This is a genomic window from Nonomuraea sp. bgisy101 (assembly GCF_057708945.1).
This window is the reverse complement of record NZ_JBYITD010000007.1, coordinates 291,347-304,932: the sequence shown is the minus strand read 5'-3', so window position 1 is coordinate 304,932 and position 13,586 is coordinate 291,347. Positions and strand designations below refer to the sequence as shown.

Annotated in this window: 13 protein-coding genes; 8 read left to right on the top strand and 5 right to left on the bottom strand. The window is 70.9% G+C overall.

Annotated features, from left to right (window positions below; translation table 11 throughout):
* Positions 1 to 12: 12 nt before the first annotated feature.
* Both AC3EO4_RS16050 and AC3EO4_RS16045 read right to left on the bottom strand, forming a co-directional pair.
* Complete coding sequence (locus AC3EO4_RS16050; protein ID WP_379573834.1) at positions 13 to 1,032, bottom strand: hypothetical protein; 1,020 nt, start codon at positions 1,030 to 1,032, stop codon at positions 13 to 15.
* Positions 1,029 to 2,684 carry a right-handed parallel beta-helix repeat-containing protein gene (locus tag AC3EO4_RS16045; protein ID WP_431896270.1) on the bottom strand — a complete coding sequence of 552 codons (1,656 nt, stop codon included), beginning with the start codon at positions 2,682 to 2,684 and terminating at the stop codon, positions 1,029 to 1,031. The genes AC3EO4_RS16050 and AC3EO4_RS16045 overlap by 4 nt, the downstream gene beginning before the upstream one ends.
* Positions 2,685 to 2,853: 169 nt before the next feature.
* On the opposite strand from AC3EO4_RS16045, the gene AC3EO4_RS16040 reads away from it, so the two are divergent.
* From AC3EO4_RS16040 to AC3EO4_RS16025, 4 genes are read left to right on the top strand one after another with little or no spacing between them, the layout of a single operon-like run.
* A complete protein-coding gene (locus AC3EO4_RS16040) occupies positions 2,854 to 4,122 on the top strand; it encodes an ABC transporter substrate-binding protein (RefSeq protein ID WP_379573832.1) in 1,269 nt (422 codons plus the stop codon).
* A complete protein-coding gene (locus AC3EO4_RS16035; RefSeq protein WP_379573831.1) occupies positions 4,122 to 5,072 on the top strand; it encodes a carbohydrate ABC transporter permease in 951 nt (316 codons plus the stop codon). The genes AC3EO4_RS16040 and AC3EO4_RS16035 overlap by 1 nt, the downstream gene beginning before the upstream one ends.
* Positions 5,073 to 5,080: 8 nt before the next feature.
* The gene (locus AC3EO4_RS16030; RefSeq protein ID WP_431896268.1) at positions 5,081 to 5,926 is read left to right on the top strand and encodes a carbohydrate ABC transporter permease; all 846 of its coding nucleotides are present in this window, start codon (positions 5,081 to 5,083) and stop codon (positions 5,924 to 5,926) included.
* Positions 5,927 to 5,933: 7 nt separating this feature from the next.
* The gene (locus AC3EO4_RS16025; protein WP_379573829.1) at positions 5,934 to 7,193 is read left to right on the top strand and encodes a mandelate racemase/muconate lactonizing enzyme family protein; all 1,260 of its coding nucleotides are present in this window, start codon (positions 5,934 to 5,936) and stop codon (positions 7,191 to 7,193) included.
* Between the two features lie 53 nt (positions 7,194 to 7,246).
* Here the strand turns inward: AC3EO4_RS16025 and AC3EO4_RS16020 are convergent, their stop codons facing one another.
* A complete protein-coding gene (locus AC3EO4_RS16020; protein WP_379573828.1) occupies positions 7,247 to 7,954 on the bottom strand; it encodes a FadR/GntR family transcriptional regulator in 708 nt (235 codons plus the stop codon).
* A gap of 147 nt (positions 7,955 to 8,101) precedes the next feature.
* Between AC3EO4_RS16020 and AC3EO4_RS16015 the strand changes: the two genes are divergently transcribed.
* The 3 genes from AC3EO4_RS16015 to AC3EO4_RS16005 are packed head-to-tail and all read left to right on the top strand — an operon-like array spanning position 8,102 to position 10,549.
* Entirely contained in the window at positions 8,102 to 9,277 is a 1,176-nt protein-coding gene (locus tag AC3EO4_RS16015; protein WP_379573827.1) for a mandelate racemase/muconate lactonizing enzyme family protein, read from the top strand.
* Positions 9,274 to 10,296 carry a dihydrodipicolinate synthase family protein gene (locus AC3EO4_RS16010; protein WP_431896266.1) on the top strand — a complete coding sequence of 341 codons (1,023 nt, stop codon included), beginning with the start codon at positions 9,274 to 9,276 and terminating at the stop codon, positions 10,294 to 10,296. The genes AC3EO4_RS16015 and AC3EO4_RS16010 overlap by 4 nt, the downstream gene beginning before the upstream one ends.
* On the top strand, positions 10,286 to 10,549 hold the full coding sequence (locus AC3EO4_RS16005) for a hypothetical protein (RefSeq protein WP_431896264.1): 264 nt from the start codon (positions 10,286 to 10,288) through the stop codon (positions 10,547 to 10,549). The genes AC3EO4_RS16010 and AC3EO4_RS16005 overlap by 11 nt, the downstream gene beginning before the upstream one ends.
* Here the strand turns inward: AC3EO4_RS16005 and hisD are convergent.
* Together hisD and AC3EO4_RS15995 are read right to left on the bottom strand one after the other, a co-directional pair.
* The gene (hisD, locus tag AC3EO4_RS16000; protein ID WP_379573823.1) at positions 10,536 to 11,831 is read right to left on the bottom strand and encodes a histidinol dehydrogenase; all 1,296 of its coding nucleotides are present in this window, start codon (positions 11,829 to 11,831) and stop codon (positions 10,536 to 10,538) included. The genes AC3EO4_RS16005 and hisD overlap by 14 nt on opposite strands.
* 274 nt (positions 11,832 to 12,105) lie before the next feature.
* Positions 12,106 to 12,654 (bottom strand): TetR/AcrR family transcriptional regulator, encoded by a 549-nt coding sequence (locus AC3EO4_RS15995; protein WP_431896263.1) that lies wholly within the window; start codon positions 12,652 to 12,654, stop codon positions 12,106 to 12,108.
* An 86-nt stretch (positions 12,655 to 12,740) separates the two neighbouring features.
* Here AC3EO4_RS15995 and AC3EO4_RS15990 point away from each other — a divergent pair, with 86 nt between their 5' ends.
* Positions 12,741 to 13,565, top strand: a complete 825-nt coding sequence (locus AC3EO4_RS15990; RefSeq protein ID WP_379573820.1) for an NAD(P)H-binding protein — start codon at positions 12,741 to 12,743, stop codon at positions 13,563 to 13,565.
* The last annotated feature ends 21 nt before the right edge of the window (positions 13,566 to 13,586 follow it).

Genomic DNA, 13,586 nt, shown 5'->3' with positions numbered 1-13,586 from the left:
GGGGCAGGCTGATCAGGCGGGGCAGGCGAAGCGGTAGGTGGCGTCGAGCCGCCAGGTCGCGCCTTCCGCCACGTCCTCCAGCTGTCCCGGGTAGACGCGGGTGGGGTAGGCCTTGTTGTAGCCCGGCTGGTCGGTCTTGACCCAGATCCCTGAGCCGCTCGCGTGGGCGTATCCCGCCTGGAAGTCGGGAGTCAGCTCCACCGAGAGCGCCAGGCCGTTGCTCCTGTTGTACATCTGCACGCCGTAGGCGTCGGCGCGCGGCCGTCCGGGAACGGTCAGGTCGTGCTCGCGCGCCTCGCCCATGAACCTGCACCTGGTCGAGACGGCGGCGTTCTTGTCGGCCGGAAGCATCGCGCCGTAGGCGTTCGCGACCGTCCGCGCCTGCCGCCAGGTCAGGCTCCAGCGCAGCCGCAGCCCGGCGGACGTGACGAGGTGGCGCACCCGCAGGTCGCCGACCACGCTTCTGTCGCCGCGGGAGAGCAGGTCGTTCTCCTGGGCCAGCTCGAACTCGGCCGCGGAGGCGTACTCGGGGAGCTCGTCGACGGGCATGGCACGCCCGTCCAGCACCACCAGCGACCCCCGCGAGAGCTCGAAGCCGTGCATCCCGCCGATATGACTCTCCCCCTGCAGCGAGAGGGCGTACTCGTAGTTGGCGGGCGTCGCGAGCCGCGCCGGGTTCGTCTCGACGACGCCGGGACCCGGGGCGTCGGCCGACAGGTCGACCGCGAACACCTCCTGCAGGCGCCAGGCGTCGAGGCTGATCCCTGTCGCGGTGAACCGCTGCAGGTCGTAGCGGATCCATCGGTGCCCTTCGCGCCTGGTCCAGAGCCGCAGTCTGGTTTCCCGCCGCACGTACTGCGCGTACACCGCGGACACTCCCGCGGGCGGCGCCGAGGATGCCGCCGCGGCGGGGACGGCCGCGGGGACGGCGACGGTGGCCGCCGCGCCCGCCACCGTCAGCGCGCCGCCGCCCAGCAGGGATCGCCGGCGCAGGAGGGTCCTCGGGTGCGCCGCGTCCGGTGCACCCGTCACGCGAGGTCCCCGACCTTGCGCCAGTCGGCCGCCGAGGCCGTGCCCTTGGCCACGTACAGCGCGTTGTTCGCCAGGGCCAGCTGTCCGGCATAGGCGGGAGCCGCGGTGATCGCCGCCGGAACGTCCAGCGCCGCCTCGGGCCGCCACGTCCCCGGCGTGCCCCCCACCGTGCAGATCCACCGGGACGGCTGGCCCGGGGCCGGGTTGCGCAGCTGGACGACCATGTTCTTGTCCCACCAGCCCGTGGTCGGCAGGGCGTCGAGGGTGACGACGAAGGAGAAGGTGATGTCCTCGGCCGACTTGGTCTTGAACAGGCCCGTCTTGTTGCCGGTGAGGGTGTTGGCCCCGATGTCCACGCCCCTCGTGCGCGGGTGGATGAAGATGCCGAAGTCCTGGGTCTTGGTCGCCTGGTCGTCGAAGCTGCGGTTGCCGACGATGACGACGTTCTCCGACTTCTTGCCGTCCCTCGCGTAGGTCCTGATGCCGCCGCGGTCCTCGGCGATGAGATGCCCGTCGAAGTTCTGGTAGTTGTTGTAGACCACGTTGCCGACGACGGTGCAGTCGACGACCTCCCAGACGTTGATCCCGACCGTGTTGCAGTGGCCGATGATGTTGTTGGCGATCACGAGCTTGCGGCAGCGGTCGGTGGACAGGCCCGCGTCGCCGCCGCCGAAGATCACGTTGCGGTCGAAGAAACCGTCGTGGATGTCGTAGATGGCCATCATGTCGGCGTTTCCGCCGAACTTGAAGGCCTTGTAGTTGCCGGTGAGGGTGTTGTCGGTCGCCCTGACGAAGCGGTGCTTCTGCGCCCCCGGATGGATGGTGCCACCGGAGGTGATGTAGATCGGGGTGCCGGAGAATTCGGGGTGCGGCCCGCCGCCGATGCGCTCGACGCGGCAGCGGCTGATGGTGAGGTGCTCGGTGTGGGAGGCGACTGTGCCGTGGACGTGCATGCCGAACTGGGACAGGTCGTGCACGTCGCAGTCGTCGATCAGGATGTGCGTGGAGTTGCCGACGACGTTGAGCCCGATGTAGCCCTTGGTCAGGCGGCAGCCCACCACCTGGAGCCGGTGGGAGTCCCCGATCCGCACCAGCGCGGTGGAACCCACGCCGGAGGGACGGTCGTAGGCCCCGGCCGTGAGGCCCTCGACGTGCAGGTTGTCGAGGATCACGTCGGTGCTCGCGGTGACGTGCACGCCGGCCAGGAGCGGGCGCCGCTCGCCGCAGTCCAGCTTGAGGTTGCGCAGCGTCACCACCGAGACGTCCTTGACGGCGAGCACGTGCGGATCGGCGTAGCCGCTGGTGAGGACCAGCGTGGCGCGGGCGCGGTCGGAGGCGAGCGCGATGCCCGTCTTGAGCTGGAGCGACTTGCCGAGCAGGTACTGCTTGCCGGCCCGCAGCACCACCGTGCCGCCACCGGCCGCGGCGGCGGCGTCGATCGCCCGCTGCAGCGCCGCGGAGTCGTCGGCCACGCCGTCGGCGACCGCGCCGTAGGCGTCGGCAGGGTAGAGGTTGATGCTGTTGACGGCGGCGGCATTCTCGGGGGTGGCCGCCTGGGCGGGCGGCGCAACGGCCACCATGGGGGCGGCCGCCGCGGCGGCGAGCCCGAGCCCTGCCAAGACCGAACGGCGGGAGGTCTCCTGATGCGTCACGGCGATCCTTTCCTAGGACCTAGGACTGAAGTATTGGCCCGGAATGTAACCGTCGCTCCACGGTCCGTCAAGGAATCGGCCGCGCTGGAATACCTCTTGACCCTGGGCGGATGCGCTGTACGGTGGGCACACACATCTGTCCTATGTCTTAATTGAGAGGGCGGTCCCCATGAAGGTCGGAGCCGCGATCGTCGCCGTCTGCCTGTTAACCGCCTGCGGCGGCCAGGCCTCGGGCGGCGGCGACAGGGAGATCACCGTTTGGAGCATGTGGTCGGAGGGCGAGCCCAACCAGAAGGTGCTGGCCGAGGCCGCCGCCGACTTCGAGAAGGAGACGGGCGTCAAGGTCAGGACCCAGTGGAAGGGCCGTACCGCGGTCAAGACGTTCCTGCCCAGCCTGAACACCGACCACGTGCCCGCCGACCTGGTGGAGGGCAACAACAGGGAGCTGACCAGGCAGTTCGCCGCGACCAAGGCCGCCCTCGACCTGTCCGACGTCTACCAGGCCAAGGTCCACGGCGAGCAGGCCACCGTCGCCGAGACCGTCGGCGAGGCCTACCGGCGGATGGCCACCTCGGCCGACGGGGTGGTCACCCAGGTCCCCTACCAGGTCTCCACCTACGGCTGGTTCTTCAACGGCAAGGCCTTCCCCGAGCTGGTCACCGCGCCCCCCAAGACGTGGGAGGAGTTCACCGCCCTGCTGGAGGCGCAGAAGGCCAAGGGCCGCAAGCCGCTCGGGCAGGACGGCAGCATCCCGAACTACAACGCCCGCTACCTGGAGCACTTCGCCCGCGCGATCATGGGCGACGAGGGCTGGCACGCGCTCGCGCCCGACCGCACGGGGCGCGGCTGGCTCAAGCCGGAGGTGCTCCAGGCGGCCACGATGGTGGAGAAGCTGGCCAAGGGCGGCTACTTCCCCGACGGCTTCAACGCCACCAAGTTCCCCGCCATGCAGCAGAAATGGGCAGGCGGGGAGTCCGACTTCCTCTACCAGGGCACCTACCTGCCCAAGGAGGTCGCGCCGTACGCCGCGCCCGGCTTCGAGTTCCGCGCCTTCCGCTTCCCGGCCGTGGCCGGGAAGACACCGACGTTGAACGTGACGACCACCGGGTTCGGAATCCCCAAGAAGGCGCGCAACGCCGCCGACGCCAAGCGCTTCGTCGCCTTCTTCCTGCAGCGCAAGTACCAGGAGAAGGTCTCCACCGTGGCGCTGGAGATGTCGGTGCGCAAGGACGTGCCCGCCGCGCCGCAGATCGCCGACCTGAAGAAGGCGCTGGACAGCGGCGAGATCAACAAGGCCGACCTGGTCGACGCCGGCGACTTCAACAGCAAGGTCCTGCTGCCGCTGAGCGACCGGTTGCTGTTCGGGGAGCTCACCGCGGCGGACTTCACGGCGAAGATGGCGGAGCAGGCCGCCGCCTACTGGAAGTCGAAGGGCTGATGGCCGTTCGCCTGATGGAGCGTACGGCCGCGCGGCCCGCCGTGCGGGCGGAGGGCGTGGGGCCCTTCGAGGCGGCCAGGCGGCGGATGATCGGCCCGTTCCTGCTGCCCGCGCTGGCCGTGTACACGCTCGTCATGATCGTGCCGAGTGTCTTCACCGTCTGGATCAGCTTCAACGACTGGGCCGGAGCGGGTCCCATGGAGTGGGCGGGGCTCGGCAACTACGCCGAGATGGTCGCCGACCCCGTCTTCGGCCAGTCGTTCGCGAACACCATGAAGATCCTCTTCGGCGTGGGGGCGGCCGTCTTCGTCATCTCCTTCGTGCTGACCATGCTGCTGCAGGACATGGTCGGCCGGAGGTTCGTGCGGGCCGTGGTGTTCTTCCCCAGCCTGGTGCCGGGGCTGGTGATCGCCATCCTGTGGGGGTTCATGCTCGACCCCGACGGGCTGGCCAACTCCGTCCTGGAGTCGCTGGGGGTGACCGAGCCTCCCCTGTGGCTGGCGCCGGAGAACATGTTCGCCACCGTGATGGCCGGCATGACGTGGCTGGCGGCCGGGACGTACACGGTGATCTTCATGGCGGCGGCCGACCGCATCCCGCGCGCCTTCTACGAGGCCGCCGAGCTCGACGGCGCGTCGGCCGTACGCCGGTTCTGGCACATCACCATGCCGCTGATGTGGGACGTCATCGGGGTGTGCGCGGTGCTGTGGGCGATCGGCGCGCTCAAGACCTTCGAGTTCGTCCTGGTCTTCGCCGGTGCCACGGGCAGCCTGCCACCCACGGGACTGTGGACGTTCTCCGTCTACGCCTACGCGGGGGCCTTCCCCTCCGACGGCGTGCCGAGGTACGGCATCGCCTCGGCCGCCGCCGTCCTCACCATGGCCCTGACCGTCGTGCTGACCCTCCTGGTCCGCAGGGTGACGGGCCGCCGCGAGCGGACCGACTACTGAGGAGCCGCATGACCACCCGCACCGTACGACGCAGCCGCGGCCCGCTGTTCCTGCTGGCGATGCCGCTGGCCTGGTCGCTCGCCGTCTTCGACCTGTTCGTCGTCGGCTGGATGGCGCTGTCGTCGCTGAAGACCACCAGGGAGGTGGTCCACGACCCGTGGGGCCTGCCCGCCGAGCTCCAGTGGGCCAACTACGCCGAGGCGTGGACCTCGGCCGCCTTCGGTGACGGCGTGCTCAACTCCCTGCTGCTCGTGACGGGCAGCGGCCTGGGCACGATCCTGCTCGCGGCGCCCGCGGCCTACGTGCTGTCGCGTTTCCGCTGGCGGCCGGCGGGACCCGTCACCGTCTTCTTCGCGATGGGCCTCGGCATCCCCGGACCCGCCATCATGATTCCGATCTACCTCGGACTGGACAGGGTGGGGCTGATCGACTCGCTGTCGGGCCTCCTGATCGTCTACATCGCCACGAACCTGCCGTTCTCCGTCTTCTTCCTGACCGCGTTCTTCGCCTCGCTCCCCCGCGAGCTGGAGGAGGCCGCGGCGCTGGACGGGGCGAGCCCGTACCACACCTACTGGCGTGTGATGCTGCCGCTGACCAGGTCGGGGTTGATCGCGCTGTTCATCCTGCAGGCCATCGGCGACTGGGGCGAGACGTTCTTCGCCCTGTCGTTCCTGCAGGAGAAGAAGACGATCTCGCTGACCCTGCTGAACTTCGTCCAGACCATGCAGTACACGGGCGCCCGCTGGTCGGTCCTTTTCGCGGGGATCTGCGTCGTCGTGATCCCGTTGCTCCTGCTCTACCTCTGGATGAGCAGCCGCCTCATCGAAGGCATCGCCGCCGGATACGGGAAGTGAGGAGCCCATGAGCCTGCGCGTCACCGGGGTGGAGCGGACCACCCTGCACGTCCCCTTCCGCGAGCGTTCCCGTCCGTGGAACGAGATCCTCGTCGCCGAGTTCGCGGTGGTCGAGATCGTGCGGGTCCGCACCGACTCCGCCGAGCTGGTCGGGTACGGCGAGAGCCTCCCCCACTACACCTGGGCCAGGACCACGGACGAGACGGTCGCCCGGGTGGTCGGCCGCCATCCAGCCGAGGTGATGGCCGACGACACGCTGGGGGCCGGGCTGCAGATGGCCCTGTACGACGTGGTGGGCAAGGCGCTCGGCGTGCCCGTCCACGCGCTGTTCGGCCAGCCGGTGGTACGGCGCTGGTGCCCGCTGGCCTGGTGGAGCACCAAGATGCCGCCCGCGGTGCTGGCCGAGGAGGCCAAGGACGCCATGGCCGAGGGCTACCTCGCCCACAAGCTCAAGGCCAGGCCGTGGTTCGACGTCCACGAGCAGGTCGCCGCGATCTCCGCCGTCACGCCCGTGCACTACGAGCTGGACCTGGACTGGAACGGCATGCTGCGCACCCCCGGCGAGGCGATCGACGTGCTGCGCGAGCTGGACCGGCAGCCCAGGGTGAAGATGTACGAATCCCCCGTGCTGCAGTCGGACGTGGCCGCCCAGCGGGCGGTCAGGGCCAAGGTCGCAAGGCCCGTCGTCGAGCACTACAACGCGGCCCTGTTCCCCTCGTGGATGCGGGAGGACGCGATCGACGGGTTCGTCTCCTGCAACGCGGGCGTGTCGGGCACGATCGCGCAGGGCCTGAGGGCGGCGGCCTTCAACAAGGACCTCTTCCTTCAGATCGTCGGCCCCGGGCTGACGACCGCGTGGACGCTGCACCTGGGCGCGGTCCTCACCCACGCCCGATGGCCCGCGGTGACCTGCCTGAACGTCTACGCCGACGACCTGCTGACCGAGCCGATCGAGGTGCGCGGAGGGTACGGCCGGCTGCCCGAGGGTCCCGGCCTCGGCGTCGCCTTCGACGAGGAGGCGCTGGAGCGGTGGCGGGTGCCGGACGGGTTCACGCCCGTGCCGCCGAGGCGGCTGCTCAGCTTCCGCCTCGGGGACGGCAGGGTCCGGTGCTACGCGGGGATCAAGCAGCTGTTCGAGGAGTGCAGGTATGTCGGGAACATGCCTGCCCAGTCGAGGGGAGCCTGTCTGGACGTCCGTGACGACGACGGGTCGGAGGACTTCGACGCGCTCTACAGGAGGGCGGAGGCCGCCCCGGTCTGGGAGTGAGGCCGGACCGGCTCCAGGCGCTCCGGTCCTCGCCGGGAGCCGGTCCTCCGCGGTCAGTCCTCGCCGCGGAACGCGCGCTGGACGCGTTGCAGGTGGGCGCGCATCTGCTGCTCGGCCAGCGCCGCGTCGCCGGTGCCGAGCCCGAGCAGCAGGGCGCGGTGCTCGGCGTCGCTCTCGGCGTGACTCTCCCCCAGCGCCTCCGTCAGCTCCTTGCCGCGCTCCCGCTCGGCGGCCAGCGCCTCGGACAGCGCCTCGATGACCCCGCTGAAGAACCGGTTGCGGGCCGCCTTGACGACGCCGATGTGGAAGGCCAGGTCGAGCTGGACGCGCCTGCGCAGGTCGTCGCCCACGTGCTCCACCTCGTCGAGCACGGCCCGCAGCTCGTCGAGCTCGGCCGCGGTGATGCGCGTGGCGGCCAGGCCCGCCGCCTTGGTCTCCAGGGCGAGCCGCAGTTCGACGAGCTCGTCGATGGCCGCGGCGTCGGCCTCCATGGCCAGGCGGAAGTAACTGTGCACGGCCACAGGGCGCAGCTCGCTCACCACGGCGCGCTTGCCCTGGCGGGTGCGGATGACGCCCTGCTGGGTGAGCGAGCGGAAGGCGTCGCGGACGACGCGCTGGCTCACGCCGTACTCGTCGGCAAGTCTGGCCTCCGAGGGCAGCTCATCGCCCTCGGTCAGGCCGCGGGCACGGATGTACTCGGTGATCAGTCCGGCGATCCTGGTGCCGAGCAGGGCGCGGTCGCGCGGCGTCGCCTCGGCCACTGAGCGTCTCCTTAACCAAAGACCTATGTTCGAGGAAAGCGTAGACCATCGCGGGATGCCGGGAAAACTCCTGTGCTCACGCACACTCTTGACTTAGGTCCTAAGTGTGCTGAGGATGGGGTCATTCCCTCCCGAAGGAGCCAGCGCATGCGCGTGACCGCCGTCCGGCAGTGGATCGCCGAGTTCGGGTACTACAACGCCATCTACGTCAGGATCGAGACCGACGACGGTGTCGAGGGGTACGCCGAGGTCGCCATGCGCCGCCGTACCAGAGCGGTCTCCGCGATCGTGGAAGAGCTCGGCGAGTACCTGGTCGGCAAGGACCCGACCAGGGTGGAGCAGCACTTCGAGCGGATGTACCGCGACTCCTTCCTCGGCGGCACGCTGCTGACGATCGGGATCTCGGCCCTGGACGTGGCGCTCTGGGACCTGAACGCGCGGGCGCTGGGCGTGCCCGTCCACCGGCTGCTCGGCGGGAAGTTCAGGGACTCGGTGCCCGTCTACACGCACGCGAGGGCCACCGAGACGCCCGAGCAGTTCGCGGCCGAGGTGGCCGACAGGATCGCGATGGGGTTCACCGCCGTCAAGACGACGCTGCCCGGCTTCTACACGAAGGTGTCGAGCGTCCATCACGAGACGCCTGCGGCCATCCCCGCCAGACAGACCGAGACCGAGCTGCTGCCGAACTGGATCTGGTCGCTGGTCGCCGAGTACTTCGCGGCCGCCCGCGAGGTGGCGGGGCCGGACGTGCACCTGATGCTCGACTGCCACGGCCGGTTGAGCGTGGCCAACGCGCTGCGGCTGTGCGAGGTGCTGGAGCCGTACCGGCTGACCTTCATCGAGGAGCCGGTGCCGCCGGAGCGGCCGGAGTGGCTGGCCGAGGTGTCCAGGAGGTCCACGACGCCGATCGCGGCCGGCGAACGGTGGGCGGGACCCTACGCCGCCGCTCCGTTCCTCGAACAGCGGGCGCTGGCGGTCGCACAGCCCGATGTGATCTTCTGCGGCGGGCTGACGGCGGCCAGGCGCATCGCCGCGATGGCAGAGGCCAATGCGATCGGCATGGCCTTCCACAACCCGTTCGGGCCCCTGGCGAGCGCGGCCACCTGGCAGCTGGCCGCGACGCTGCCCAACCTGCTGATCTCGGAGTCGATGCTCACCCCCGAGCAACTGGTCTACTGGGACCGCTACACCGACGACCCGCCACGGGTGAGCAACGGCGAGTGGATCGTCTCCGACGCGCCGGGGCTCGGACCGAGACCACGGATCGAGGAGATCCTCAGGCATCCGTTCAGGCCCGAGTACGACAGGGGCGGCACCCGGTGAGGGGCGTGTGGCCGGCGGCGCTGACCATGTTCGCCGCCGACGGGAGCCTGGACGAGCGGGCCACCGCCGAGCACCTGGACTGGCTGGTCGAGCAGGGGGCGCACGGGCTGGTCGTGGGCGGCACCAGCGGCGAGTTCGTGGCGATGTCGGGAGCCGAGCGGCGCCGGCTGCTGGAGGTGGCGCTCGACGCGGTAGGCGAAAGGGTGCCGGTGCTGGCGGGGACCGGCGCCTACAGCACGGCCGAGACCGTCGAGCTGACCCTGCACGCCGAGCGGGCACGCGCCTCGGCCGCGCTGGTGGTCCTGCCGTACTACCAGCGGCCCACCCCGCGGGAGATCGTCGGCCACTACCGGGCGGTGGCGAAGGCGTGCCGGCTGCCCGTGTGGGTCTACAACATCCCCGCCAACGCGGCCGTCCCTCCCCTGCCGGTGGCCGAGCTGGCTCGGCTCCACGAGGAGGGCGTGGTGCACGGGGTCAAGAGCACGCTGCCGACCGTGCACGAGGTGCACGAGCTGCGCGCGGCGACCGGCGACGGCTTCTCGGTGTTCTACGGCGGGTTCGCCGCGCCACTGGAGGCCATGGCGGGCGGCGCGCACGGCTGGATCAGCGGCCTGCTCAACGTCACCACCGCGGCGGGCGCCGGGTTGTGGGAGGCGATGCGCCACGGCGACCTGCACGGCGCCCGCGACAGGTGGGCGCGCCTGCTCCCGCTACGCCGCCTGGTCACCGACCCCGTCGTGCGCGGCGCGAGTGACCTGGCGATCTACCGCGGGCTCCTGCGCCTGTGGGGCCGTCCCGCGGGGTACTGCAGGGCGCCGCTGCGCGATCTCGACCGCGAGGAGCTGGCGAGGCTGGAGCGCGCCTGGCAGTCCGTCGAGGAGCAGACGGCCGCCCCCCTCGAGGAGGAGAGCTCCGGCCCGCCGGCCGGTCGGATCGGCTCATGGGCGGAGGGCGGAGATCGGCGTCAGGCAGGAGTCGAGGGGCCCGCCGCTTCCCTAGCGTCGGAGCATGCGAACTGATCTGGGTGTCTTCGTGAAGGCGGGAGGGAGCTTCACCACGATCGCCTACCTGACCGGCACCCCGTTCGGGCCGGGCAGGCGCTTCCGCGGGCGACTCGGCGCGGCCTTCGACGAGGTGCTCACGACCAGGACCATCTGGCGGAACCTGCCCCCCGCGCGCACCTACGTCTGCAGGCGGCCCGCCGCGCCCCCGCGGCGGGAGCCGTACGGCTCGCGCCGCGGGTCGCAGGGCGACGATGTCAATTCTGCCTGACCGTGACCGTCGCGGCGTGGGCGGGGAAGCCCTCGTGCTCGGCCAGCGCCGTGATCGTCGGCGCGAGCCGCCAGAACGCGTCCTTGTCGAGCTGCGCGACCGGGATCCTGGTCAGATAGGTGTGCACCGACACGCCGCTCACCACCTTCGCGAAGCCGCTCGTGGGCAGCGTGGCCGGGGTGCCGATGGCGAAGTTCGACGCCGACGGGGTCGTCCACTGGCCGAGCAGGACCGTGCCCGCGTGCCGTACCAGGGGAAGCCACATCTCAGGGTCCTCGACGGCGAGCTGGAGGTGCTCGGGCGCGTAGGCGTTGGCGATCGCCATGGCCTCCTCGCGCGAACGCGCCAGCACGATGCCGCCGTTGGCCCGCACCGACGCCTCCGCGTAGTCGCGGCGCGGTCCAGGCAGGTCGGCGATCTGGGCGGACACCTCGGCGGCCGCCCGTTTCAGCACCTGCAGGTCGATGCCGACGAGGACGGCGGCGGAGTCGAGGCCGTGCTCGGCCTCGTTCAGCAGGTCGGCCGCCAGCAGCCTGGGGTCGGCCGAGCCGTCACAGACGATCAGCGAGTCGGTCGGCCCGAAGCCCGCCTCGACCACGCAGCCGAGCCGCCGTGCCTCGGCCATCGCGAGGGTCACGGCGGGACTGCCGGGCCCGACGAGCTTGCGAACCGCGGGGATGGTCGCGGTGCCGCAGGCCAGGGCGGCGATCCCGGCGGGGCCGTTGCTGCGGTAGACCTCGGTCAGTCCCAGCTCGTGCGCGGCGAACAGCACCGCGGGGTCCACCCCGCCGTCCACGCCGGGGGGCACGACGAGCGCGATCCTGCCGACGCCCGCCACGACCGCAGGGGTGGCGACCATGATCAGGACCGAGGGAAAGGAGCCCTTGCCGCACGGGACGTACAGCCCCACGCTCTCGATCGGGCGCGTCACCTCGCCGAGCCCGACCCCGTCGATCTCGGCGCGCCAGGCCGAGCGCGCGAGCGCGATCTCGTTGAAGGCTCTGACCTGGGCGATGGAGACCCTGATCGCCTGCTTGAGCCCGTCGTCCAGCCCGTTTCCCGCGGCCTGCAGTTCCTCGGGGCCGATCCTGAGCTCCGCCCTGACGCAGTGGAACCTGTGGAGCGCCTCGACCAGGGCCTCGTCGCCGCGCAGCCGTACCCTCTGGACCAGATCCGCCACCGACTCCACCAGCTCGGCATCGGGAGCGGACGCACCTCCCCTGGCCATCAGCCGGCGCCTCTCCATCTCGCCCGCCTCCTGCCACACGATGATCGCTGTCATCCTGCCTCCCTCCAGTGCGGGGCCATGAGGACGGCTTGCCCGGATATGGGGAGGTTTCTGGCCAGACTCCCGTCAAGTTCAGGTCATCGACGCCGACCGGTGGCGGCGTGCGCACGCCCACGCGCAGGCCGCACTCACCCGATGGTCGAGCTCGTCCAGGAAGGGCACGGGCCGCTCGACCACGAGGCTCACAGCCAGGTCGTGGTGCCCGCTCGACCGCCGCCGTCGGGCCGAGGCCTTTCCCAGTCCCGCCGCCTCGACCATCCGTCGGTGGTCAATGATGGCGTGAACTGTTGTCAATGCCGTCGAGCATGATCCGCAGGTAGTGCTCGCCCCGCGGCGTCGGGTGACAGGCGAAGATGTTCAGCAGCGCCATCAGGTCGTCGGCGCCCACATCGGCCCGCATCTCGCCGCGCTCCTGCGCGGCGGCGACGAGCGCCTCCAGCCGCTCGACCAGGTTCGCCCTCACCGTGACGAACTCCCTCATCTCCTCGAACAGCTCCTGCGGCAGGTCCGCCAGCGCGGCCGCCAGCGCGCCCCTGCCCTGGTCCCCGCACCACACCACGAACGACCTGACCGCCGCCATCGCCCCGTCGCCCGACTCCTCGGCCCTGGTGAGAGCGTCGGCGATCTCGTGGATGTACTGGTCGGCCATGGCCGCGATCAGCGCGTGCCGGTCGGGGAAGCGCCGGTAGACGGTGCCCACGCCGACCTCGGCGCGGCGCGCGATGAGCTCCATCGGCGCGTCGATCCCCCGCTCGGCCACCACGGCGCGCGCCGCCTCCACGATCCGGTCCCTGTTACGGCGGGCGTCAGCACGCACCTCGACTCCTAAGTGGACGACAATCTTCCGCTTAGTGTACCGTCCAGCCAGAAGCGGAATCCGATCGTCCACTTATGGAGGTTTCGATGATCGTGGTAACGGGCGCGACCGGTTCGATCGGCCGCGCGCTGGTCTCCCGCCTGCGCGAGTCGGGCGCCGACGTCCTGGCCCTGGTACGGCGGGCCGAACAGGGTGAGGAACTCGGCGTCGAGTACGCGGTGGGCGACTTCGAGCGACCCTCGTCCATCCCGATGGGCGACAGGCTCTTCCTCAACACCTCGCCGTGGCCCGGGTTCGTCCAGCGGCACAAGGAGGTCGTCGACCGCGCCGCCGCCGCGGGCGTGTCCCAGGTGGTGGCCGTGTCGGTGCTCGGCGCGACCCCTGGCGGGCCGCTCAGCAGCGGGCTGCACGGCGAGGTCGACGCGCACCTCAGGAAGTCGGGGCTGACCCACGCGATCCTGGAGCCCGTGGGCTTCATGCAGAGCCTGCCGCGCGAGGTCGCCGACGGCCGCTTCCACGGCTCGTATGGCACCGGCCGCACCGGCTACATCGACACACGCGACATCGCCGACGTGGCCTTCGCCCTGCTCACAGGCCCCGTCGGCGAGAGCGCGACACATGTCCTCACCGGGCCCGCGGCGCTGTCCCAGCAGGAGATCGCCGCCCGGCTCACCGCGACGCTCGGCCGTACGGTGACCTATGTGGACCTGAGCATCGAGGAGATGACCAGGCACGCGCAGGAGCGGTGGGGCATGCCGGAGCCGACCGCCCGCGAGCTGGCCGAGATGATGGCGGCGGTGCCGGACAGCCCCTGGTCGGAGATCACCGGTACCGTGGAGGCCCTGACGGGACACCCGCCGCGGTCGCTGGCCGACTACCTCGCCGACCACGCGGCCGACTTCGCGACGTGACCTCGCCGGTGCGCGCCGCCT